Source organism: Ruegeria sp. YTSC230 (assembly GCF_059609665.1).
Window position 1 is genome coordinate 499366 of sequence record NZ_JBXWMC010000002.1, and the last position, 23017, is coordinate 522382.

Annotated in this window: 19 protein-coding genes; 7 read left to right on the forward strand and 12 right to left on the reverse strand. The window is 57.5% G+C overall.

Annotated features, from left to right (window positions below; translation table 11 throughout):
* Positions 1–12: 12 nt before the first annotated feature.
* From AC2FD9_RS06515 to AC2FD9_RS06525, 3 genes are all read left to right on the forward strand, one after another.
* Positions 13–855 carry an outer membrane protein assembly factor BamD gene (locus AC2FD9_RS06515; RefSeq protein WP_058279586.1) on the forward strand — a complete coding sequence of 281 codons (843 nt, stop codon included), beginning with the start codon at positions 13–15 and terminating at the stop codon, positions 853–855.
* Between the two features lie 35 nt (positions 856–890).
* Complete coding sequence (gene recN, locus AC2FD9_RS06520; protein WP_496835966.1) at positions 891–2540, forward strand: DNA repair protein RecN; 1650 nt, start codon at positions 891–893, stop codon at positions 2538–2540.
* A gap of 100 nt (positions 2541–2640) precedes the next feature.
* The gene (locus AC2FD9_RS06525) at positions 2641–4326 is read left to right on the forward strand and encodes a chloride channel protein (protein WP_282119140.1); all 1686 of its coding nucleotides are present in this window, start codon (positions 2641–2643) and stop codon (positions 4324–4326) included.
* Here the strand turns inward: AC2FD9_RS06525 and AC2FD9_RS06530 are convergent.
* Complete coding sequence (locus AC2FD9_RS06530; protein WP_496760804.1) at positions 4323–5690, reverse strand: DUF3179 domain-containing protein; 1368 nt, start codon at positions 5688–5690, stop codon at positions 4323–4325. The genes AC2FD9_RS06525 and AC2FD9_RS06530 overlap by 4 nt on opposite strands.
* Before the next feature lie 749 nt (positions 5691–6439).
* Between AC2FD9_RS06530 and AC2FD9_RS06535 the strand changes: the two genes are divergently transcribed.
* Complete coding sequence (locus AC2FD9_RS06535) at positions 6440–7765, forward strand: hypothetical protein (protein ID WP_496835968.1); 1326 nt, start codon at positions 6440–6442, stop codon at positions 7763–7765.
* A 5-nt stretch (positions 7766–7770) separates the two neighbouring features.
* On the opposite strand, the gene AC2FD9_RS06540 is transcribed toward AC2FD9_RS06535, so the two are convergent.
* The 4 genes from AC2FD9_RS06540 to cobS all read right to left on the reverse strand — a co-directional run bounded on the left by AC2FD9_RS06540 (position 7771) and on the right by cobS (position 13085).
* Positions 7771–8112 (reverse strand): DUF427 domain-containing protein, encoded by a 342-nt coding sequence (locus AC2FD9_RS06540; RefSeq protein ID WP_496835970.1) that lies wholly within the window; start codon positions 8110–8112, stop codon positions 7771–7773.
* Between the two features lie 65 nt (positions 8113–8177).
* Positions 8178–9968, reverse strand: a complete 1791-nt coding sequence (locus tag AC2FD9_RS06545; RefSeq protein ID WP_496835972.1) for an aminopeptidase P family protein — start codon at positions 9966–9968, stop codon at positions 8178–8180.
* 72 nt (positions 9969–10040) lie between these two features.
* Complete coding sequence (gene cobT, locus AC2FD9_RS06550; protein ID WP_496835973.1) at positions 10041–11918, reverse strand: cobaltochelatase subunit CobT; 1878 nt, start codon at positions 11916–11918, stop codon at positions 10041–10043.
* Positions 11919–12098: 180 nt separating this feature from the next.
* Entirely contained in the window at positions 12099–13085 is a 987-nt protein-coding gene (gene cobS, locus AC2FD9_RS06555) for a cobaltochelatase subunit CobS (protein WP_058274350.1), read from the reverse strand.
* A 321-nt stretch (positions 13086–13406) separates the two neighbouring features.
* Between cobS and AC2FD9_RS06560 the strand changes: the two genes are divergently transcribed.
* Positions 13407–14312, forward strand: a complete 906-nt coding sequence (locus AC2FD9_RS06560) for a Hint domain-containing protein (RefSeq protein ID WP_082649324.1) — start codon at positions 13407–13409, stop codon at positions 14310–14312.
* A gap of 5 nt (positions 14313–14317) precedes the next feature.
* On the opposite strand, the gene AC2FD9_RS06565 is transcribed toward AC2FD9_RS06560, so the two are convergent.
* Positions 14318–14944, reverse strand: a complete 627-nt coding sequence (locus tag AC2FD9_RS06565) for a J domain-containing protein (RefSeq protein ID WP_058274352.1) — start codon at positions 14942–14944, stop codon at positions 14318–14320.
* Between the two features lie 108 nt (positions 14945–15052).
* Between AC2FD9_RS06565 and AC2FD9_RS06570 the strand changes: the two genes are divergently transcribed.
* Entirely contained in the window at positions 15053–15307 is a 255-nt protein-coding gene (locus AC2FD9_RS06570) for a BolA family protein (protein WP_058279592.1), read from the forward strand.
* Between the two features lie 20 nt (positions 15308–15327).
* On the opposite strand, the gene AC2FD9_RS06575 is transcribed toward AC2FD9_RS06570, so the two are convergent.
* Entirely contained in the window at positions 15328–15864 is a 537-nt protein-coding gene (locus AC2FD9_RS06575) for a winged helix-turn-helix transcriptional regulator (protein WP_496835975.1), read from the reverse strand.
* A 40-nt stretch (positions 15865–15904) separates the two neighbouring features.
* Between AC2FD9_RS06575 and AC2FD9_RS06580 the strand changes: the two genes are divergently transcribed.
* Positions 15905–16294, forward strand: a complete 390-nt coding sequence (locus AC2FD9_RS06580) for a VOC family protein (protein WP_058274355.1) — start codon at positions 15905–15907, stop codon at positions 16292–16294.
* Positions 16295–16330: 36 nt separating this feature from the next.
* On the opposite strand, the gene AC2FD9_RS06585 is transcribed toward AC2FD9_RS06580, so the two are convergent.
* From AC2FD9_RS06585 to pepN, 5 genes are all read right to left on the reverse strand, one after another.
* A complete protein-coding gene (locus AC2FD9_RS06585; RefSeq protein ID WP_496835977.1) occupies positions 16331–16741 on the reverse strand; it encodes a DUF4177 domain-containing protein in 411 nt (136 codons plus the stop codon).
* Between the two features lie 172 nt (positions 16742–16913).
* On the reverse strand, positions 16914–18425 hold the full coding sequence (gatB, locus tag AC2FD9_RS06590) for an Asp-tRNA(Asn)/Glu-tRNA(Gln) amidotransferase subunit GatB (protein ID WP_496835978.1): 1512 nt from the start codon (positions 18423–18425) through the stop codon (positions 16914–16916).
* Between the two features lie 70 nt (positions 18426–18495).
* Complete coding sequence (locus AC2FD9_RS06595; protein WP_496835980.1) at positions 18496–19626, reverse strand: hypothetical protein; 1131 nt, start codon at positions 19624–19626, stop codon at positions 18496–18498.
* Between the two features lie 262 nt (positions 19627–19888).
* Positions 19889–20317: a hypothetical protein gene (locus AC2FD9_RS06600; protein ID WP_058274358.1), complete on the reverse strand. Its 429-nt coding sequence runs from the start codon at positions 20315–20317 to the stop codon at positions 19889–19891.
* Positions 20314–22866, reverse strand: a complete 2553-nt coding sequence (gene pepN, locus AC2FD9_RS06605; protein WP_496835982.1) for an aminopeptidase N — start codon at positions 22864–22866, stop codon at positions 20314–20316. Before pepN ends, AC2FD9_RS06600 begins: the two co-directional genes overlap by 4 nt.
* Positions 22867–23017: the final 151 nt, after the last annotated feature.

Below are 23017 nucleotides of genomic sequence, written 5' to 3' on the forward strand. Positions count from 1 at the left end.
AGGATAGGCGGAATGGTTGGCAGCAAAGCGGCAGTCAGGTTCGCAGGCGCGATTCTTCTGACAGCAGTTTTGACGGCGTGCGCTGGAAAAGGCGCAGACCGCAATCAGAACCTGGAAGGGTTCACTCCTGAACAGATTTTCACGCGCGGCGAATATGAGCTGTCGCAGAATCGTTCGGACGATGCGGCGTGGTATTTTTCAGAAGTTGAACGTCTGTATCCGTATTCCGATTGGGCCAAGCGCGCGCTGATCATGCAGGCGTTCTCATACCACTCGGACAAAAACTACGAAGAGAGCCGAGGCGCCGCACAACGGTACATCGACTTTTACCCGACGGACGAAGATGCGGCTTATGCCCAATATCTTCTGGCGCTCAGCTATTATGACCAGATTGACGAGGTCGGGCGCGATCAGGGCCTGACTTTTCAGGCGTTGCAATCGCTGCGCACAGTGATCGAGGTCTATCCGGATAGCGAATACGCGACCTCTGCGGTGTTGAAATTCGATCTGGCATTTGACCATCTGGCTGGCAAAGAGATGGAAATTGGACGCTATTATCTGCGCCAGGACCATTATACCGCAGCCATCAACCGGTTCCGTGTGGTGGTTGAAGATTTCCAGACCACATCTCATACCGCCGAAGCTCTGTACCGCTTGATTGAAGCCTATCTGGCACTGGGTCTTGCGGATGAGGCACAGTCGGCAGGGGCCATTCTTGGGTACAACTATCAATCGTCCGAATGGTACGATGCGGGCTATTCGTTGCTGACGTCACGCGGGTTGGATCTCAAGAGCCGTGGCAACAACTGGCTCAGCACGATCTACCGTCAGACCGTCAAAGGTGAGTGGTTGTAATCGCCATGGCCAATGGGGTGGGACGCTAAGACCCGATGCTGCGCGCCCTCGATATCCGTGACATGCTGATCATCGACCGGCTGGAACTGACGTTTCAGCCGGGCCTGAATGCGTTGACTGGTGAAACCGGTGCGGGCAAGTCGATTCTTCTGGATTCGCTGGGGTTTGTTCTGGGCTGGCGTGGCCGGGCTGAACTGGTCCGTCAGGGTGCCGCCCAGGGTGAAGTCGTGGCCGAGTTCGAATTAAACGAAGACCATCCTGCACATACAATTCTGGCCGAGGCGGGCCTGCCGGGCGGAGAGGAACTGATCCTGCGGCGGGTGAATACTGCCGAGGGGCGCAAGACCGCGTGGGTCAATGATCGCCGTTGTTCGGGCGAGGTGCTGCGCGCATTGTCCGAGACCCTGATCGAACTGCATGGTCAACACGATGATCGCGGCCTGTTGAACCCGCGCGGTCACCGGGCAATGCTGGATGATTACGCCGGAGTCGATGGCCACCTTGCAACGGTGCGGTCCTCTTGGTCCGAGATGTCACGTGCGCGCAAAGCTCTTGCTCAAACGGAATCCACCCTTGCGGCGATGCGCGCGGAAGAGGAATTTCTTAGGCATTCGGTATCCGAGCTTGATCAGCTGGACCCGCAACCCGGCGAGGACGCCGAGCTCGATGCCCGCCGTCGCATGATGCAAGGAGCTGAGCGTATCCGGGATGATGTCGCTCGGGCTTTCTCTCTGCTAGGCGGGGACGGGGCTGAAAGCGCAATGGCGGACGCTGTGCGTTGGCTCGAAGGCGTCTCGAACAATGCCGGCGGCCAATTGGAGGCACCAATCGCGGCCCTGGGGCGCGCCCTGATCGAATTGGGTGAGGCGCAGGACGGTGTCGAGGCTTGTCTGCAGAAATTGGATTTCAATCCGGCGGAATTGGAACAGGCCGAAGAACGCCTGTTCGCCATCCGCGCACTGGCTCGTAAACATGATGTTGTACCTGATGAACTGGGTACCTTTGCCGAAATTTTGCGTGACCGTTTGAACCGGCTTGACGCTGGCGACGCGGATCTGGCCGATCAGCGGGCAGCGGTGGACGCCGCTCAGACCGCATATAACGGCGCAGCGGCCAAGCTAAGTGCTGTGCGACAGAAGGCAGCCGGTCAGCTGGATGCCGCCGTGATGACCGAACTCGCCCCGTTGAAGATGGAGCGCGCTGTGTTCCAAACCGAAATTACAGCCGCGGATCCCGGTCCCGATGGAATTGACGCAGTAGCTTTCACAGTTGCCACTAACCCCGGCGCACCTTCTGGTCCGCTGAACAAAATCGCCTCGGGCGGCGAACTCAGTCGGTTTCTTCTGGCGCTCAAGGTCTGCCTGACCGGGAATGACAGCGCGCGCACGATGATTTTTGATGAGATAGACCGGGGCGTTGGTGGTGCAACTGCCGATGCGGTCGGGCGGCGTCTGGCGGCGCTGGCGCAGGGCGGGCAGGTGCTGGTTGTGACGCACTCACCGCAGGTGGCGGCCCGCGCGGCGCATCACTGGCGGGTGCAAAAACACGTCACCGACGGGCAGACCCTTTCTACCGTTGTTCCGCTGGCCGAACCCGACCGCGTGGATGAAATTGCCCGTATGGTCGCAGGCGACACGATCACGGACGAGGCGCGCGCTGCCGCCCGAGCCCTTTTGCAGGCCTGAGGCAATTCTGCCGCTTTCGCGTGTTCAATCCGTCGCGATCCCACTTTTATAAGGGCGCTCCGTGGCTTACTAAGGGGAAAGACGTGATCCCCGAGGGCCAATGACCCAATCAACCCGCACTGTTCTGCGCAACCAGCTCAATCAGGCTTTGGCCGCGATCAAGGACGCTTGGCGGGTGATGCGGCGGCGTGGGCCCAGCCAAATTCAGTTCTGGTTCATTGCGCTGGCGATCGGGATTGCGGCAGGTTTCATGGCATTGGGGTTCCGCAAGGCCATCCGGTCGCTGCAGGCTTATGTCTATGATACGGATGACATTTTGCTGCTGCACAGCCATGCGGAAAAGCTGCCTTGGTTTCTGATCCTGATCATTCCCATCATCGGCGGGCTAATCGTGGGCGTGATCCTGAACAAGTTCACCGACGACGGACGCGTGCGATCCGTCGCTGACGTCATCGAAGGGGCTGCGGTGACCGATGGTCGCGTGGAAAGCAAGGCGGGTATCGCGTCGTTCTTTGCCTCGCTCGTCACGCTCAGTACAGGCGGGTCCACGGGCCGAGAGGGGCCGGTCGTGCACATGGCTGGCGTGATCTCAACCTGGGTCAGCAACCGCATCCATGCCGATGGCATCACCGGGCGCGATCTGTTGGGGTGCGCCGTTGCCGCAGCCGTTTCGGCCAGCTTTAACTCACCGATCGCAGGTGCACTTTTCGCGCTTGAGGTCGTACTGCGCCACTTTGCAGTGCATGCGTTTGCGCCCATCGTGATCGCTTCGGTTGCTGGGACAGTAATCAACCGGCTGGAATATGGCGACGTGACCGAGTTTGTTCTGGATACACCCGGTTCCCTGCAATTCTACGTGGAATTGCCCGCCTTCCTGCTACTTGGCCTAATCTGCGGGCTGGTTTCGCTTCTGCTCATGCGGTCGATCTTTTTTGCCGAAGATATCGGCAACCATATCCAGAACCGGCTTGCCTTGCCTGGCTGGCTGCGCCCAGCTGTTTCAGGCGCGATGTTGGGGCTGCTGGCGATCTGGTTCCCGCACATCATCGGCGTCGGGTATGAAACCACGATCCGCGCTTTGGCAGGTGACCTGACCCTGAGTTTTGCCATCCTGTTTGCGGTAATCAAGACGGTTGCCGTAGCGATCACCATGGGCGGACGTATGGGCGGCGGGGTGTTTTCCCCATCGCTGATGATTGGGGCGTTGACCGGACTGGCCTTCGGCCTGATCGCAACCGGGCTGCTGCCTGATGTTTCTGGCACCCATACGCTCTATGCCTTTGCCGGAATGGGGGCCGTTGCTGCCGCGGTTCTGGGCGCACCGATTTCGACCACGATGATTGTCTTTGAACTGACCGGAGACTGGCAGATCGGCCTGGCTGTGATGGTTTCGGTGTCGATGTCGACAGCGCTGGCCTCGCGTCTTGTGGATCGGTCCTTCTTCTTGACCCAGCTGGAACGTCGTAACGTGCATCTGGCCGCAGGGCCGCAAGCCTATCTGCTGGCGATGCTGCGAACCGGGGCGGTCATGCGCCCCTTGGGCGATTCGCGCTCGATCACGAAAGAACAGGCGGTCGAATTGATCGAACAAGGGCTATGTGTTCAAGCTAGCGCCACGCTAGAGGCCGCGATGCCTTATTTCGACAGGGATGACATCCCCTGTATTCCGGTGGTGATTGTCGAAGAGGACGGCAGTGAAAACCCGGTCGGAGCGCTTTACCACGTCGATGCACTGAAAGCGTATAATCGCGCCTTGGCTGCCACTGCGGCTGAAGAGCACTCTTAGCGTTTATACACTGTAGCGGTATCGCCAAGGTAGTTGTCCCAAGCAAACCAGTACGAAATATGGCCTGCGACCCGGGGCAATTCCGCGCCTCCTGCTCCAACCAGCGCCTCTTCGGTCATGGTCCACTTCTGACCCGTTTCATCCACCAAATCGCTGCCAGACGCAGCGAACTTGTGGGATGCGCGTTCATAAGCCCGCACTGCGCGCTTTTCGTCGTTTCCGATAAGCACCAGCGGCCGGTTGGCGATGGCGTCATTGATTACCCGGCTTCTGCCGAACGCATCCAGGGGCCATGCTCGCGCCGCACCAAATTGACGGATGGCGAAAACATAGTCTTTCTGCCTGTGGCTGGACTGATCGACCAGCGCCGGGAACATCAATTCGGATGAAGCGAAATACTCCCGATACACGACACCCGACCCATAATTCCGCCGGTGACCGGTGTTCATTGAAAGGACCTTCGTCTTGGGGTGAGATGTTTTCCAGCTTTGCCAAGTGGTGATGACCACCGGGCGTTGTTTCAATTCGATACCGTTGCCAACAAGCGCGCCAACAACAGGCTTGCCGGTGTATTGGTTCCACAGGGAATGCGTTTGACGATCGAACATCAGTTTATTGGATCTGTACAGAAACCCGGATGAGCCGAAGATAAGCGGTTTGCTGCGATCCGGCACTTGCGTTTCAAACAGAATGCCTGAACCACACAGTGTGCAGTAGGCCAAGGCAACCGGAACCCCGCCAATCACCTCATTGAACATTTCATGCCAGCCCATGATCCGCAGCGGGTAGGCTCGTTCGTCCCCGTTGATCGAAACGCCAAAGACCAGGTCATCGTCCTTAAGGTAATCTGCGCGCGCGGCAGGGATCAGCGCCGGATTGTCCAGCGATGGGATACCGTCCTTGTTCACACCACCCCAAGCGATCTCTTCAAGCCGGATCTTCATCTTGTCGCGCTGCAAGTACTTTGGCTTCAGGAAGACATCAAAATTCGTATCTACCCCCAGGAGAACCTCGCGTTTGAACGGGATGAGCGAGGGGTGCGGCACGATTTGCGGATTCTTTTCCTGCCACAACATCCAGTCAAACCAGTCTTGACCAATACTCTCACCAGTCAGGGTCTGCATGACCTTCACGATGTCGCTGCTGCGACGTCTGGCGTATCGCATACCGGTCAGCAAAGCAGGCACCACATCCGGGTTGCCGCGTTGCACGAGAAAGGCCATGCCTTGCTCAAACTCCGCGTTGCTTCCGAACAAGGTGGAACGCACGGCATCCAGCACGGGGTCTTGTTGCGCGGACAATGCGCCAGGCAACAAGAGCACGGTCCCCAATGATCCTGCGAAACTGCGACGAGTAAGTGACATGGCATCCTCTGGGCGGTGTTTGGTGGCATTGTGCACTCTTGATGCCTCACATGCATGCAACAGCCCCGTGATTAGATCGTGAACCCGATGTTTTTGGGGGTGTGGCCCGGGTTGAACTGCTGGCGAAACCCTTCTGGCTGCATGTCTTGGCGGGTTTTTGCTGGTAAGCTGCATCCCAAATACATCTAAAATTTTCACTTTTTTTCCGAATTTCTTGATCAAAAGGCCAAAAAATCGTTAATATTTGTGACGATTGCAGCGATATCCCTACGCGACCAAAGGAAATTTACTCCCAAAGCGAGTGTCGGGAGCCAAGAAATTTCAAGATCTTGAACGACATAACTGCATTGACTTATTTTTGAACTGAAACTCGCGCGAACGGGAGTACTTTGAAAATGCTATTTCTGCATCTTGATTTGCACTCCCGGATTTATGCAGCCTACACGCATCACGTGTCTCAACGGCTATGTTTCAAAACCCCTCCTTCAGGTATCCGGCTCGGAGACCTGGTGTGAGGGTCTCGCACGGAAATAACCGGATGGGCGGGTTGTTGTCCGAACAAGGAGGTTCTTACCTCGCCAAATTGGGAGGCAGGTGGTTTGCTGATCGGGACGGGTCAGGCAAACAAGTATCTCAGGACGTCCAATTTTTTACCAGTTTTTCTGCAATGCCCCCACGAGGCTGTTTCAGCCACGGTTTGGCGACCATCAGGTCAATACAACGGTGGGCGCCGGGCAAAGGTCCACACTATGCGAGTATTTGATGTTGCGTTGATAGGCGCGGGCCCCGCTGGCTACGCCGCTTTGACTGCAATGCGAGCGGTTTCAGGTTCGGTGGTGGTGATTACAGGCGCGGGATCTGAACCATGTGAGGACGGCCCGGCCAAGATTGTGTCTGTCGCGTACGAACGTCAGCAGCCGGCCTTTATGACCGAACGGACCGATGTATCCGGGGATGCCCCGCCGCTGTTCGTCGCCGCCGAAGTGGGTGGGCTTGCCAATTTTTGGGGCAAACAATTGCAGGTCTACGATAACGATGATCCCTGGGGTCAGGGGCGATATCTTGAAAGCTGGGCAGATTACACCGCCGCCTGCGAGACCGTGCAAAGTGACCTGCAGGTCATAGGCGGCATCCGGCGCGAGCAACTGGGCGATGGGTTGGAAAAAAGTGTGCCACGCCTTTTGACAGGAACAAAAGACGCCCCGGATATCGGCTTGGGTGCAATGGCGCGGGCCGTAGGAAACCGTCTAAGCGAAATGCCAAATGTCGAAGTCCGTGCGGGCCGTGTGCAACGGATCGAAAATGACCAGAATTGTGTAAGCTTGGAACTGGCGGATGGGACACGCATTCAGGCCCGCCAGGTGTTCCTGGCTGCAGGCGTCCTAGGCACGGCCACATTGCTTGCGCGAAGCCTGCCGCAAATCACTCAGATCGGCTTTTTGGACCACGCGCCTTATACGATCAACTGTCTGAGGCTGGCGCGCGCGTTGGGATCCCCGAGGAACTACACGAATCGTGGAAATTTCAATGCGCTGACACTCAAGCGGAAACAGGATGGTCGATGCAGCCTTTTTGCGTCTGTCTATGCCGTGTCGCAAGCCCCGGTAAGCCTTGTTACGACAACCCTGGGCCTGGGTCCGCGTCTGCGCGGCTGGCGCATGGGACGTTTCATTGATTTCGTGCAACCCGTTCGGATCTGGACGCCCAAGACATATGTACAGTTTCGTCTGCAACCTGAGCTTGGTCAGATCAAGGCGACGCATGTACCGGACCCGGGGCAGGACGAGGGGCTACAGTTTCTATTGCACTGGCTGGGCTCGCATCGCGTGCGACACAATCTGGGCGTTACTGCGCCAGGGCAGGGGTTCCACTATCACAACCTGACCTTTGGACCGGGCGATGAACCTGTAGATCAGGTAGTTGAACAGGCCTTTCAGCGGCGCGTGCGTGTGATCGATGCCTCTTGCCTCGCAGAAATTGGCTGCCCGCCGCATACTCTGACATCCATGGCACAGGCCTATGGGCGTGTGCGTCACGACATGGCCGCGACCGAGCGGGTCAGAGAGGCCATCTGAGGGATTTAAATCTGTTCGATCTTAACGGAATCGACGCGGTAAAACGCGACATAACCCTTGATCTCGGCCATTGCGGCGACCGGGTCCTCATAGCTCCACGCTGCGTTTTCGGTCACGGATGATTTATTGACGATTGAGAAATGCGTCGCATCGCCTTTGTGCGGGCAATGCGTAACCTTTTCTGTACGGTCCAGAAATGCCATTCCGATATCGGCGCGAGGGAAATAGATTACCGGATCCAGATCACCTTCCAGCAGCTCCAGCGCATTCATGCTCTCTCCGAGAACGGCGCCCCCGGAACGAACGCTCCATTTACCAGCTGCTTTGCGGATCGTTATGTCTGTCATCTCTGCTTCTTCCCTCGTCTTCAGTACGGATCACTCCTCTGCCCGGTTTATGTGACAGTCCGGTGTCAGATCGGCGCAGTTGCGGCATCCAACCACAGTTGAGCGTCGTCGCCCAGCCTTGGGCGGACTTTTTCCGCAACGTCGCGGTGATATGAATTCAGCCACGCGCGCTCATCTACCGTTAGCATATCAACTACTATCAGCCGCCGGTCAATCGGTACGTATGTAAGTGTCCGCCAGTTCAGCATCGCACGCTCGGTGTCAGCGGTGGGCAGCGTCGGGGCATCCTGAACCACAACAAGGTTCTCGATCCGAATGCCGAACGCGCCTTCGCGATAATATCCGGGCTCGTTGGACAGGATCATACCTGGCTCGAGCGGTACGTGGCTGACCTTTGACAAGCGCTGCGGCCCTTCATGGACGCTCAGATACGCACCGACGCCATGGCCGACCCCATGATTGAAATCCTGGCCCGCTGCCCACAAGGGGGCGCGTGCGATGCATTCGATATCTCGTCCGGCCAGCCCGGCGGGCCAGCGCAGCATGGACATATCGATCATCCCTTTCAGCACGCGGGTAAAGCAGGCTTTTTCCTGATTGCCTACTTCCCCTATCGCAATGGTGCGGGTGATGTCGGTTGTGCCATCCAGATACTGCCCACCGCTATCCAAAACCAACAGTTGCCCATTTTCCAGTCGGCTGTCGGTTTCTTCGGTCACCCGGTAATGCATGATCGCGCCATTGGGCCCGGTGCCCGCAATCGTGTCGAACGAGATATCCTGTAGCGCGTTATCCCGGCGGCGGTTTTGCTCAAGCTGCGTGACTACCTGAGTTTCCGTCATTGTGCCCGGGGTCTTTGCGTCCAGCCAGCATAACGTCTCAATAACGGCCACCGCGTCGCGAAGATGCGCTTCGGCACTTCCAGCGATTTCCGCCGGATTCTTGCGAGCTTTGGGCAAGGCACAGGGATCCCCTGCATCCATCATCTTGTCGCTGAGAACGTCAGCAACTGCTTGCGGCAAAGTCCCCAAGTCGACTTGAACCTTGCCGACCAAACCCGCAACGGCTTCCAGAAACACCTGTGGGTCGTGAACCTGAACATGGTCGCCAAGATGATCGTCCAACCCCGCCAGTTTTTGTGCCGCCATGAACAGATCAACCCGACCATCGGTTTTCAGAATGGCAAACCCATGTGCCACCGGGTTGTACCCGATATCTGATCCGCGAATGTTAAGCAGCCACATGATCGAATCCGGCAAGGAAATGATCGCCGCCTCACACCCGTTCTGCTTTAAATCATCCGCCAGCCGCGCGATTTTGCTTGTAGCGGTTTCCCCGGCAAACTCAATCGGGTGTGCCTTGACCGGATTCGACGGGGCCTCAGGCTGATCCGGCCACACCCGATCCACCAGATTGTCACACCGAACCAGCTCGATGCCGCTCGCGTTCAACTCTTTCTTCAGGCTGGAAATCTGCCCAGCTGCATGCAGCCAGGGATCAAAACCAACCTTTCCGCCGCTCGGCAGTTGTTCCTTGAGCCAGGCGCTAAGGCTGGTTTCGGGCCAGGGTACGGGCGTGAATTCTTCCGCCACTTGCGCCTTGACCTGGGTGCGGTATCGGCCGTCGATGAATACACCCGCAATATCGGACAATGCCGCGCAGAAGCCGGCCGAACCGGTAAAGCCCGTCAGCCATGCCAGCCGTTCATCGCGTGGGGCCACATACTCGCCCTGATGCGCATCTGCGCGTGGGATCAGAAAACCGTCCAACCCATCCTGCGCCATCTGGGATCGCAAAGCGGCCAGTCTGGGCGGTCCCTGTTCCGGACGTGCAGTGACTGCAAAGGACTGAAACATGTGACACCTCTCGCAAACGGGGGGCTGCCCCTTCATCTTTTGAAAATACTCCTGCCGGAGGCAGGGCCAGCGTCAGCTGGCCCTTTTCATCCCCATCACGCGTGCACGTGCCCGAGGATCGCTGTCGAACAATGCCGCCAGCTGTTCAGTCATCGCACCTGCCAGCTGTTCGACATCCGTGATAGTTACCGCGCGGTCGTAGTATCGGGTTACATCGTGGCCGATACCAATGGCCAAAAGCTCGACCATCTTGCGTTTTTCGACCATCCCGATCACGTCGCGCAGGTGTTTTTCCAGATAATTCGCGGGGTTAACGCTGAGTGTTGAATCATCAACCGGCGCACCGTCCGAGATCACCATCAGGATCTTGCGCTGCTCACGTCGCGCAAGCATCCGGCGGTGCGCCCATTCCAGTGCTTCGCCATCGATGTTCTCTTTCAGCAGGCCTTCTTTCATCATCAAACCCAGGTTGGGTCGCGCTCGACGCCACGGGGCATCCGCACCTTTATAGATGATGTGGCGCAGATCGTTCAGACGCCCCGGCTGTTGCGGGCGACCGTCATTCAGCCATGCCTCACGTGCCTGGCCGCCTTTCCAAGCGCGCGTAGTAAAGCCAAGGATTTCGACCTTTACGTTGCAACGTTCCAGCGTACGGGCCAGAACATCGGCACAGATCGCCGCGATCGAGATCGGGCGACCGCGCATCGAGCCCGAGTTATCCAGCAGCAGCGTCACCACTGTATCGCGGAACTCGGTGTCTTTCTCGACCTTGAAGCTCAGCGGCGTGGTCGGGTTGGCCACAACACGCGCCAGACGACCGGCATCCAGGATGCCTTCCTCGCGGTCAAACTCCCAAGAACGGTTCTGTTGCGCCTGCAATCGGCGCTGCAGTTTGTTCGCCAGACGGCTGACGGCACCCTTAAGCGGCTCAAGCTGCTGATCCAGATAGGCGCGCAGCCGTTCTAATTCAGCAGGCTCGGCCAAATCCTCGGCTGCGATCTCTTCGTCATATGTGCCAAGGTAGACCTTGTAATCCGGATCGGCCTCGGATGCAGGCGGCAGGGTAGGCGGCTCCATCGGGGCCTCGCCCTCGGGCATCTCGGCCTCGTCGCCCATCTCATCCTCGGCCATCTCGTCCATCGAGACCTGGGCCTGAGATTGGTCCTGCTGCTCTTCCTGCGATTGCTCGGGTGTCGCGTCGGCGTCCTGCTCGTCCTGATCATCCTGACCGGTGCTGTCGGGATCGGGCTGTTCTTCGGCGTCGTCCTCGGCCTGATCTTCCTGATCTTCGTCCAGTTCGTCCGGGTCTTCGCCCAACTGGTCGCCGTAACCCAGATCCTTGATCATCTGACGGGCAAATTTGGCAAACTCGGCCTGATCCGAAAGAATGTCCTGCAGGTTTTCCAGCGTGCCGCCAGCCTGCTCTTCGATGAAGCCGCGCCACAGGTTCATGATGTTCTCAGCCGCAGGCGGCAGGTCCCGCCCGGTCGCCAGATGGCGGATCAGATATCCTGCAGCAACCGATAGCGGTGCATCAGCAGGCTGCTTGCACTGGTCGTACCCACGGCGCAGTGCTTCGTGCCCGATCTTGACATCGATGTTTGATGCGGTGCCGGGCATATCCCGCGCGCCCATCGCCTCACACCGGGCAACTTCCATGGCCTCATAAAGATCCCGCGCCATATCACCCGGGGGGGCATAGCGATTATGGGTCGCATCGTCATGATATCGGCGCTGCAACGCCAAAGCATCCGCCGTACCGCGCGCCAGCAAAACCTCTTCGCGAGTCATGCGCCGAGAAACCTGCGGCAAACGCATCGACTCGCCCGACAGACCCGAGGGGTCGACAGTATAGCTCACCGATAATTCGGGATCATCGGCCATCACCTTGGTGGCTTCGGCCAAGGCCTTCTTGAACGGATCGGCGGGGTTGTCGTTTGGTTTAGACAATGAACTTACTCCAGATCATTGCTGCCGAGAAAAGCACTAAGCATTCCCAGCGCAGCCGTGTCAGGTGGACATGCTGCGGCGCCGTCATTTCTGAAGGCGCCGTCTTTTTCCAATCTACTTTGTCAAAAAGCCAAGCTGAATCAAGAACAACCCAGATAGATGCTATGACAAAGAAGATTATCACCCCAAGCTCACACTCGCCGCGCTTTCCGGCAGTTCCTCGTCGAAGCAACGCTGATAGAACTCGGCCACGGTCTGGCGTTCCAGCTCATCACACTTGTTCAAGAAGGACAGGCGGAAGGCGTAGCCGACGTCGCGGAAGATCTCGGCATTTTGCGCCCAGTTGATTACAGTCCGGGGCGACATGACAGTCGACAGGTCACCGTTCATGAAGGCGGTCCGGGTCAGGTCGGCGACGGTGACCATCTGGCTGACGGTCTTGCGGCCCTTTTCGGTGTTGTAATGCGGCGCCTTGGACAGAACGATCATCGTTTCGGCATCGTGGCTGAGGTAGTTCAGCGTCGAGACCAACGACCAGCGGTCCATCTGCGCCTGGTTGATCTGCTGCGTTCCGTGATACAGGCCAGTTGTGTCGCCCAAACCGACGGTGTTCGCGGTGGCAAACAGGCGGAAGTTCGGGTTCGGCGTGATAATCTCGTTCTGGTCCAGCAAGGTCAGCTTACCGTCATGTTCGAGAACACGCTGGATCACGAACATCACGTCGGCACGGCCCGCGTCGTATTCGTCGAAAACGATGGCAACGGGGTTACGGAGAGCCCAGGGCAGGATGCCTTCGTGGAACTCGGTCACCTGTTTGCCATCACGCAGTTTGATCGCGTCCTTACCGATCAAGTCGATCCGGCTGATGTGGCTGTCGAGGTTCACACGGACGGCGGGCCAGTTCAGGCGGGCCGCGACCTGTTCGATATGGGTCGATTTGCCCGTACCGTGATAGCCTTGGATCATCACACGACGATTGTGCGAGAAGCCTGCCAAAATGGCCAGCGTGGTTTCCGGGTCAAACTTGTAGGTAGGGTCGATCGCGGGTACGCGGTCACTGCGGTCAGCAAAGCCCTTGATCGCCATGTCGGTTTCAATACCGAACACGTCACGGACCGAAATTTCTTCGGTGGGTTTTGCGTTTACGTCGATCGATCCGTCAGCCATTCGCCTTGTCCTTATCCTTTGCCCCGCGTTGCCGGGTTTGAACTCGTGTGTGGTGCAACATATTGCGGGCAAGGGCAAGGGAAAGCCGTGCTGGTAGGTACTTAGGCGGATGTTTCTTTGAAACTGGCCTTATCGACGTTGCGTCCAATGTCTCGAGCTAATCTTTCAAATCTTGGACAGCTCGAATTTTGGGTCCAGAACGCCGCCACGCAGTCCCGTGAAGCATTAATATTGCAATAGTAAGATGTGATGAGTTAAATATGCATATATGATTATGCAAAAGCGGTTCCCGATTTTGTTTTTTTATGAGTGTAGGTACAAATGTCGTTAGTAATCTCAGGTCCGACTTCTATCTCGATCCCCAGTGGGTCGACCTCGGTTATGGAGCAGTATACCACGACCAAAGCTGTGACTTGGAGCGTGACCGTAACTGGCGATGGTGGATTGGATCCATCAGACTACACTGTTTCGATTTCACCTAGTGGAGTTTTGACCGTTGAGCTTACTGAGGGGGCGGACATCCCTCCGAATACGCAACTCACGGTTCGAATCGGGGCGACGAACGGGCAGCCAGGGGCCGGTAACAATGCCATCCTGAATGTGACAGTCGACCTTCCTGCGGGAACAGTGCCGTGTTTTGTAAAGGGCACCTTGATAGAAACCGAAAAAGGCCCTCGCCCTGTCGAAGAACTGTCGGTTGGGGACAAAGTTCGTGTTTCCAGCGGTGAATTGCTATCCATTCTGTGGATTGGCAAGAAGACCCTTAGCGCGGAAGCGTTGCAGCAAAACCCGCGATTGCGTCCCGTTTGTATCAAAAAAGGAGCGATCGGAGATGCTTTGCCTGACCGCGATTTGTACTTGTCACCGCAACACAGAATTGTTTTAGAAGGGTGGCGCGCCGAATTGTTGTTCGGTGAGCCGAGGGTTTTTGCAGCAGCAATACATCTTGTGAACGACAACACTATTCGACAGGTGTGGTCCAATGAGGCGGTGACATACTTCCATATTGCCTGCAACCGCCACGCAGTTTTGATGTCGCACGGTTTGCCGACGGAAAGCTTGTTTCTGGGTGATATGGCGCTGTTGTCTTTCGGTCGCGGAGATGTAGAAGAACTTCGTGTGCTCTTTCCAGAACGGTTCAGCCGTGGATCCGCCTGGAAACAAACGCGTGTGCGTTGCTTGAAGCGCCCCGAAGCCGAGCTTTTACGGGAAATGATCAAACAATAGATCGACTATCTGAAATTCCGGCTGTCCTTGATCTGATCCCACGCCCAGACAACCTCTTGCAGCTGTTCTTCCTGGGAACGGTCGCCGCCGTTCATGTCGGGGTGCAGAACCTTGATCAGCTTTTTGTACGCTTTGCGCACCTCGGCCTTGGTCCAGCTGTCATTGGCTTCCAGAATTTCGATCGCGCGGCGTTCCGTGGGGGGCAGGCGACGACCGCCACCACCCGACGTGCGTCCTTTGTTTTGGGTGCTGTTTGCGCCAAGTACCTGATGCGGGTCTTCGATGCCCAGACGCGCCCATGCGCGCGCTTCGGGATCGCCCATTGGCTTGGTCTCGCGCTCCCACACTTTGTCCTTGGACCGCTGTGCGTTTAGCTCGGCCTCGGTGGTGCCGTCAAAGAAGTTCCACTTGTTGTTGTATTCGCGAACGTGCTGCTGGCAGAACCAGAAAAAGTCGTCCAGCACGTCAGGGGCCTTGGGCGCACGGAACTTGCCCGGTTCTTCGCAACCTTCGTGATCGCAGATACGCGTCGAGGTTTCAGACGCGCCCGACATTCCGCGACGCCCCCGCGGGTTCTTTTTCTTGGAAGTGGATACGGACATATCAAATCCGAAGGGGTCTGACTTCACCATGTGCTCATCCTTAAGAACGCATCTTTTCGACTCGGAGGCAGCAGTTTAGTCTAAGCAGCCGAAAGTAGAAGAGGGGGGGCGGTAAAATTTTCGCCCGTGAGCAAAAAAATGACTGTTACCGACGAGATCCGAACCTGCCTGATGGCAGCCTTTGAACCGCGTGAGCTGGAAGTCGTGGATGACAGCGAAAGCCACCGAGGACACGCCGGGTTTCAAGAGGGCGGCGAAAGCCATTTCAACGTCCGTATTCGTGCCAGCGCTTTTCAGGGTCAATCCCGCGTCGCCCGCCACCGGGCCGTACATAAGGCGCTGGGTGACATCGTGCCCCGCATTCATGCGCTGGCGCTGGATATTGATACCTGAACAGGCCCTTTGGTCGGTGCCTAGGCGACCAGAGAAATGGCCCTGTTAACCGCGATTCCCTGATTCACCGCGCGATAGGTGGGAAAAGGCAGCCGGTGCGTTGCATCAATGTCTCGCCGTATCCACGCTTGCTCTTCCAGGCGATGAAGCGACGTCGAAAGTGCGCGGTCGGAAATGGTGATCAGCCCAGATTTGAGAGCCGAGAACCGTTGGGGCCTGTCGGTTAACGCCAGAATAGGCGCTGTCCAACTGCGTCTGAGTAACGCGAAATCAGCGTCATCCGGCACGGCATTCACGATCCTGCTGGCGATTTCGGCCGCAGATACACCCGCTTGGGTCAATCGAAATTCGGGGCGCAGTGGATGACCGTGGCCGGGATTTCGTTCCAGAAAACCCAATTGAATCAGGTGGTCAAGGCTCTGGGCAAATGCCGTTCTGCCGGCGCTTGTCGCAGCCAGTAGCGGTGCCTGTCGTCCCGGCATGCCTTTATGCATTAACGCCAGAATGTTCAGGGACCAGGCGCGGGACGTAAGCTTGACAAGAATCGTTATGTCCATAAAGTATAGTTACTTTAATTTTCGCCAAAAGGATAGTTCAATGCCACTCGTTTCACTGGAAAACACGATCACGCTCGCCATGTCCGTGCAAGACAGGCATGTCAGTGCCGAATGGTATCAGGCCAAGCTGGGGTTCGAGCTGATCCACCATATTGACGAAGCCGGTTGGAGCGAGATGAAGACCAAAACCGACGGTGTGACCTTGGGCCTGGGTGAGCAGGCCGAGCCTGCGCCAGGCAATACAGTGCCGGTGTTCGGGGTGTCCGATATTGCGACGGCGCGTCAGGCGCTCGAATCCTCGGGCGTCAGGTTTGATGGGGCGACTGAAACGATCGAGGGCATGGTCAGCACCGCAACGTTCTACGACCCGGACGGCAATGCGCTGATGCTGGCGCAGGATCTTAGCCAAGCGGCAAGCGCTGCCGAGTAATTCAGCTGCATGCTGTGAAAACGCGGAGCAGACCGCTTAGGTCTGCTCTTTGTCCTTTTCGGACAGATCCGTGGGCTTCAGGGTCAATGGCGGGTCTTTGACCTCTTCTGAAATCGGTGCAGGGGCCTGCACTTCTTCTGGTCCGGGTACCGGCTGAGCCACGGGTGCATCATCGCTGCCCTCAACCGGCTCACGCGCTGAAGAAAACTCAGCTGCAACCTCTCGCCGAAACACCAGAACATTGCGCCAGTTCACGGTGGAACTGGTCAGGCCCGCGCGTTCCTCGCTGGGCAAAAGTTCCGCACGTTGGTAATCCCAGCCATCCTGCCCCATCTGATTCAGTATCTGTTCGATCGACACTGCAAACCGCCCTTCGGCAGTTTTGACGCCCTTGGCCTTGGTGCCTTTTTGTGGGGCGGGGACAACTTTGTATTCGTAGCGCTGCATCAGATTTTCCTGGTTGCCGATCCCCAGCAATCTAACATGTTGTCGGGTTTCGAACAGTCATCATCGCCCGTTGGGCAAATTCTGTTTTGTCTGTTGCGCCCCGCGCGCGGGACCGGCAAGGTCCGCGCCAGACGCACGGACCTTGCCGTTGCAGTTTCTTGAACCGAAAGGCTTACGAGCTCAGCTTTTTGCTGACCAACTCATTGACGGCCTTGGGGTTCGCCTTGCCGCCGGTTGCTTTCATGACCTGACCAACAAACCAGCCTGCCAGTTTCGGGTTCCCCTTGGCTTTTTCGACCTGCGATGGGTTGGCCGCGATGATTTCGTCCAGCGCAGTTTCGATGGCACCGGTGTCGGTAACTTGTTTCATGCCGCGTTCTTCAACGATCTGCGCCGGGTCGCCGCCTTCGGTGTAGACAATCTCGAACAGATCCTTGGCGATCTTGCCAGAAATGGCGTCTGAGGCGATCAGGTCGATGATCCCACCCAGCTGCGCAGGCGAAACCGGCGAGGCGGTGATGTCGTGGTCTTCTTTCTTCAGGCGACCGAAAAGCTCGTTGATGACCCAGTTTGCGGCCAGTTTGCCGTTGCGGCCTTTGGCGACCTCTTCGAAATAGGCAGCCGACTCTACTTCGGCCGTCAGAACCGACGCATCGTAATCCGTCAGACCGAAGGTGCCAATAAAACGCGCCTTTTTGGCATCCGGTAGTTCCGGAAGCCTGGCTGCGATGTCATCAACCCACGCCTGTTCAATTTCCAGGGGCAGCAGGTCAGGGTCGGGGAAATAGCGGTAATCATGCGCTTCTTCCTTTGACCGCATCGAGCGTGTCTCACCCTTGTCCGGATCATACAGGCGGGTTTCCTGATCGACAGTACCGCCACCTTCGACGATGGCAATCTGACGCCGGGCCTCGACCTCGATCGCTTGCTGGATAAAGCGCATCGAGTTCATGTTCTTGATCTCGCAACGCGTACCCAGATGCGAGAAGTCCTGCGTTTCCTGATACTTTTCATAGGCACCGGGCAAGCAGATCGAAACATTGACGTCCGCCCGCAAGTTGCCGTTTTGCATGTTGCCATCGCAGGTACCCAGATAACGAAGAATCTGGCGCATCTTGGCGATGTAGGCTGCTGCTTCTTCGGGGCCGCGAATATCGGGGCGGCTGACGATCTCCATCAGGCAAACACCGGTCCGGTTCAGGTCGACAAAGGACATATGCGGGTCCATGTCATGGATCGATTTGCCTGCGTCCTGTTCCATGTGGATGCGTTCAATTCGCACCATGCGCGCGGTGCCGTCGCCCATTTCCACCAGCACTTCACCTTCGCCCACGATTGGCTGGTACAGCTGAGAAATCTGGTAACCCTGCGGCAGGTCCGGATAAAAATAATTCTTGCGGTCAAAGGCCGATACCAGGTTGATATCCGCCTTCAGGCCCAGACCGGTTCGTACCGCCTGTTCAACGCAGTATTCGTTGATCACCGGCAGCATTCCCGGCATCGCCGCGTCCACGAATGCCACGTTCGAATTTGGCTCGGCCCCGAATTGAGTCGATGCTCCCGAGAACAGCTTGGCATTGGACGAGACCTGCGCATGCACCTCCATCCCGATGACCAGTTCCCAATCGTGCTTGGCCCCGGCAATGGTTTTGGGTTTGGGCATTTCGTATGTCAGGTCGAGCATGGCGCGCCTCATTTCCGCAGAAGTCTAAGCCTGCGTATTAGGCCCGGCACGGCCTAGGGGCAAGGGGGAATCAGTGCCCGGACAGGCGCAAACCCGTCGGAGTAAACGTCACATCCAATCCGCTGCGCAGCTCATCGCGGAACAGATCGCCAATTGCACGCAGGGCATCGCGCTGCCCGCGGGCCGCGAACCGTTCGGGTGAATTGATCCGAACACTGTTGTTGAACCCATTTGCTGCATGGGCCCAAATCAACGGGTGCAGTTCTGTCAGGTGGTCGCGGATCAGCCAGTTTGCAGCCTGGTGTATCTGGCTGCGCACCAGATCAGCCTTGTCGCACTGGCCAGCACCGTTCTGGATCGTGATGGCGCAGTAGGCAGACAACATGTTGACGGTTTGCTGGTCAGGGCGCCGACGGAGAATATCGTGCATGCCTTCCAGGAAGAAATCGACATCTAGACGCGCGCAGGCCTCTTCGTCCAGGGCAATGGCGTCGAACTGAACCCAAGTATAGCCTCCGGCCCCCCAGATGTCCCGGGTCTGAGCCGCCATACGCAGCGCCTGGACCTCGAGCTCGCCATAGCTTCCGAACCAGCGCGGCAGCAGGTGGGTCCCCATCGCGCGCATGTGCCGATGATTCAACGGGTCGAGCTTAATCAACCGCTCGTATTCATCCGCCACCCGTGTGTTGGCTCTACGCTGACCTGCCAAAATTGCGCAGCCAGCCGAGGCGACAATGGGGCTGTCCGCTGCGGCCTCGCGACACTTGGGAAGGATTGCAGCTGCCCGATCGAAATGGGCGGCGCAGCGGGATTGGTGCAGCGAGGGCAGGGTTGCTTCGTTCGTCGTACCGCGCCATGCCCATGCCATATCAATGTGGGCCAAAGCGACAACCAAGGCGATCATCGGGTCACCCGAATGCGCGCGCATCTCGTCTTCCAATTCGGAAATGCCGTTCATGACATCAAATTCTGATAGCGCTTTGGCGTCAGACAGCGCGTGCTCTGCGGCCAGAACCACATCGGCTCGCGCCCCAAACGCCAGCAATTCGGCGACGGGCATGCCGTCGGGTGCAGTTTCCCGTGCGTCGTCTGCTTTGTTCATCAGGTCGGATAATTCCGCCCAGCGATCCTGCCTGGCGAGGAAACGGCCTTTTTCTATCGAGCTGCGCCCAATCTCATCCTGGGCCTGAACATCAGCCAATGGGATGTTCAATTGCCCTTGGTCCGGCAATACAGGCGAAACAGCCGGGTCAGCGAAATACGCGCCGGATGCAGCGGGATGAGAAATAGAAGATCGGGAACGGGACGAACGGTCCCTAAAAAACCAGAACATGGCGGCACTCGAAACAAACAAACCAGAAACTTGAGGGTAAGAGCTTTGCCGTAATCGGTGTCAAATTCAAGGTCTTTGAAGGGGACTGGTTAGCATTTGCCTCTAATCCTTGAAAAATGAACCTATTGTTTCAAAATGTGACGAAGTGATGACGTTCAATTCGAAAACCAGCCTGTTGCAGGACCTGTTCGAAGTCCCTGTGGTGCGGAGACGACTCATCAGGCAGCCGAATCCGCTTGCCGGATCTCAAAATCAGAGAAACGCGCACCGAGAAATCCCAACGCGTGTCAAAGCGAACATAATCAATGTCCGAACGATCAATTTCGGCCTCACGGGTGCCGGTAAACCAGCGCAGTTTGTTTTGATCAAGAACCAGCCCTGCGCTGGTGTTCTGAGCAATATCCCAAATGGCCGGTAACGTAGGCAACGCCAACAGCGCCATCAGCCACCATGCCGCGTCGAACAGGATCACAAGTGCCAGCAAGGCCGCATAAACGCAGATCAGGACACCGACAGTGCGCGGTGCCCGGTTCTGACGTGTAAACTTGAATTCCGTCATGCGTTGAGAATGCGCGAAACCATTTCGGTCGTGTCGCGCGACAGGTCGGGCGTTTCTGCGATGCGGGTCAGCTGTGCGCGGATCAGGTCCTGACGGTCCGCGTCATAGCGTTTCCAGGTCTGGAAGGCCGAACACATCCGCGCCGTGGTCTGCGGGTTGACCGGGTCCAGTTTGATCAGCCAGTCGGCCAGCAATGCATAACCATCACCATCTGCGCGGTGGAAACCGGCGTGGTTCATCGCCAGCGCACCCATCACCGCCCGGAACCGGTTGGGATTCTTCCAGTTGAATTCCGAATGCTCGGTCAGGGTGCGGGCGACGTCTGCCGTGGTCGCTGGAGAGGCCATCCCGACCTGAAGGGCAAACCATTTGTCCATAACTAGACGGTCGTGCTGCCATTGTTCGTAGAACGCAGAAAGCTCGGCCTCACCCTTGCTTGCGCGCAGCAGGCAGGACAGGGCGCTCAGTTGCTGTGTCATGTTGCCAGCCGCCGCGTATTGCTCGGCTGCCATTGCCGCACCATCAAGCCGTGACGTCAGGGCCAGTGCGGCATTGCCAAGCGAACGTTTGCCGGCTTGGTCTGCATCGGGACTGTATGGTGCCTCGATCACGGTTTCGCTGTGCAAGCGCGGTAGCAAGTCCTGAACGTGCTGCGCGGTTGCCTGCCGCAGCGTCTCGACCGCTGTCCAGATCGCCATAGGGTCAGGTGTTTCACCCCGGTCGGACAACGCGGCCGCCAGTTCGGATTGCGAAGGCAGACCCAGCATCAGGGCGCGATACGCCGGGTCCAATTCGCCGTCGCGCAGAACGGCCAGCACCCCGTCCAAGTAATCCGCACCCGGCGTTGCGTCTTCGAGGATCATGCGCAACAGCGTGTCCTGCGCCAATGACCGTCCCGCCTGCCACCGATTGAAAGGATCAGTGTCGTGGGCCAGAAGGAAGGCGCGATCGGCATCGGTGTGATCGTGCTCAAGGATCACAGGGGCCGAGAAATCTCGCAGGATCGAGGCCACAGGTTTTGCCGCCAGCCCAGTGAATTGGAAGCTTTGTTCCGCCTCAGTCAGTTCCAGAACTTCGGTCGCGCGTACTTCGTCACCATTTTGTCCAAGCAAACCCACCGCGACAGGGATCACTTGCGGCAGCTTTTCGGACTGCCCAGGTGTTTCTTCGGTGTGCTGCGCCAATGTCAGCGTATATGTGCCGTCATTCCAATCTTCGCTCACTGTCACGCGCGGCGTGCCAGATTGGCTGTACCAGCGCTTGAACTGGCTCAGATCGCGGTCGGTGGTGTCCTCAAACACCTTGATCCAGTCTTCAATGGTGCAGGCCTGTCCGTCATGGCGGAGGAAATACAGATCCAAGGCCTTTGAGTAGGCCTCATCACCAACCAGACGTTTCAGCATACCGATGATCTCGGCACCTTTTTCGTAGACGGTCGCGGTGTAGAAGTTGTTGATTTCCTGAAAACTCTCAGGCCGGACTGGATGCGACAAGGGCCCGTTATCTTCGGGGAATTGCCGCGCGCGCAGGTCGATGGCGTCTTCAATCCGCTTTACCGGGGCCGAGCGAATGTCCGAGGTAAACTGCGCATCCCGGAAAACGGTCAGCCCTTCTTTCAGGCACAGTTGGAACCAGTCGCGGCAGGTGATCCGGTTGCCGGTCCAATTGTGGAAATACTCATGCGCGATGATCGCTTCGATCCGTTCAAAATTGGCATCGGTCGAGGTTTCGGGGCTGGCCAGAACAGCGGATGAGTTGAAGATATTCAACCCCTTGTTCTCCATCGCGCCCATGTTGAAATCGTCCACGGCAACGATGTTGAAAACGTCCAGATCGTATTCCCGACCATAGACGTCTTCGTCCCATTTCATGGACTTCCTCAGGGCTTCCATACCGAAATCGCATTTACCTTCATCGCCGGGACGGACCCAGAGGTTCAGCTCCACATCGCGACCCGACATGGTGGTGAACTGGCCGGGATGGGCGATCAACTCGCCCGCGACCAGCGCGAACAGGTAAGCGGGTTTGGGCCACGGGTCGGTCCATTCTGCCCAACCTTCGCCTTTGCCCGAAGGGTTGCCGTTGGACAGCAAAACAGGCAGATCACCATTGATGCGCACAGTGAAGGTGGACATCACATCAGGGCGGTCAGGGTAGAAGGTGATCTTGCGGAAACCTTCGGCCTCGCACTGAGTGCAGTACATGCCGTTCGACATATATAGGCCTTCGAGCGCCGTGTTATTGCCGGGATCGATCTCAACCTCGGCCTCCCAGATAAACGGCGCGTCGGGGGTAACAACGGTCATGCCCTTGTCGGTAATCTCGGGGGTGATATCCGCGCCGTCGATGGATGCGCGGATCAGCTTGAGGTCTTCGCCGTGCAGAAAGAACGTCTTGTCGCTGGCCTCCGGGTTCGGGCGAAATGCAATGCGAGAGGTGACGCGGGTTGCGTGGGCGGCGAGGTCGAACGTCAGGTGCACGCTGTCCACCAGATAACCAAAGGGTGTGTAGTCTTTCAGATAGATCGTCGTTGGGGCAGCGTCGCGCATCAGGGGCCTCGCGTGATTTTGTGTTTGCGCGAACGTATGGGCTGTGGCGGTTGGCTGCAAGCGGTGCGATCCGCGCGTCGGAATGTCCCGAAAATTGATTTTGGTAAGTCTTTTTGACCGCGACGCTGCGGCGCACGTTGCCTATCGGAAA

Excerpts from the sequence above, each read along its gene's own strand:
- AC2FD9_RS06515 (WP_058279586.1), top strand. The coding sequence starts at position 13 with ATGGTTGGCAGCAAAGCGGCAGTCAGGTTCGCAGGCGCGATTCTTCTG.
- recN (WP_496835966.1), top strand. The coding sequence starts at position 891 with ATGCTGCGCGCCCTCGATATCCGTGACATGCTGATCATCGACCGGCTG.
- AC2FD9_RS06525 (WP_282119140.1), top strand. The coding sequence starts at position 2,641 with ATGACCCAATCAACCCGCACTGTTCTGCGCAACCAGCTCAATCAGGCT.
- AC2FD9_RS06530 (WP_496760804.1), bottom strand. The coding sequence starts at position 5,690 with ATGTCACTTACTCGTCGCAGTTTCGCAGGATCATTGGGGACCGTGCTC.
- AC2FD9_RS06535 (WP_496835968.1), top strand. The coding sequence starts at position 6,440 with ATGCGAGTATTTGATGTTGCGTTGATAGGCGCGGGCCCCGCTGGCTAC.
- AC2FD9_RS06540 (WP_496835970.1), bottom strand. The coding sequence starts at position 8,112 with ATGACAGACATAACGATCCGCAAAGCAGCTGGTAAATGGAGCGTTCGT.
- AC2FD9_RS06545 (WP_496835972.1), bottom strand. The coding sequence starts at position 9,968 with ATGTTTCAGTCCTTTGCAGTCACTGCACGTCCGGAACAGGGACCGCCC.
- cobS (WP_058274350.1), bottom strand. The coding sequence starts at position 13,085 with ATGGCTGACGGATCGATCGACGTAAACGCAAAACCCACCGAAGAAATT.
- AC2FD9_RS06560 (WP_082649324.1), top strand. The coding sequence starts at position 13,407 with ATGTCGTTAGTAATCTCAGGTCCGACTTCTATCTCGATCCCCAGTGGG.
- AC2FD9_RS06565 (WP_058274352.1), bottom strand. The coding sequence starts at position 14,944 with ATGGTGAAGTCAGACCCCTTCGGATTTGATATGTCCGTATCCACTTCC.
- AC2FD9_RS06570 (WP_058279592.1), top strand. The coding sequence starts at position 15,053 with ATGACTGTTACCGACGAGATCCGAACCTGCCTGATGGCAGCCTTTGAA.
- AC2FD9_RS06575 (WP_496835975.1), bottom strand. The coding sequence starts at position 15,864 with ATGGACATAACGATTCTTGTCAAGCTTACGTCCCGCGCCTGGTCCCTG.
- AC2FD9_RS06580 (WP_058274355.1), top strand. The coding sequence starts at position 15,905 with ATGCCACTCGTTTCACTGGAAAACACGATCACGCTCGCCATGTCCGTG.
- AC2FD9_RS06585 (WP_496835977.1), bottom strand. The coding sequence starts at position 16,741 with ATGCAGCGCTACGAATACAAAGTTGTCCCCGCCCCACAAAAAGGCACC.
- gatB (WP_496835978.1), bottom strand. The coding sequence starts at position 18,425 with ATGCTCGACCTGACATACGAAATGCCCAAACCCAAAACCATTGCCGGG.
- AC2FD9_RS06600 (WP_058274358.1), bottom strand. The coding sequence starts at position 20,317 with ATGACGGAATTCAAGTTTACACGTCAGAACCGGGCACCGCGCACTGTC.
- pepN (WP_496835982.1), bottom strand. The coding sequence starts at position 22,866 with ATGCGCGACGCTGCCCCAACGACGATCTATCTGAAAGACTACACACCC.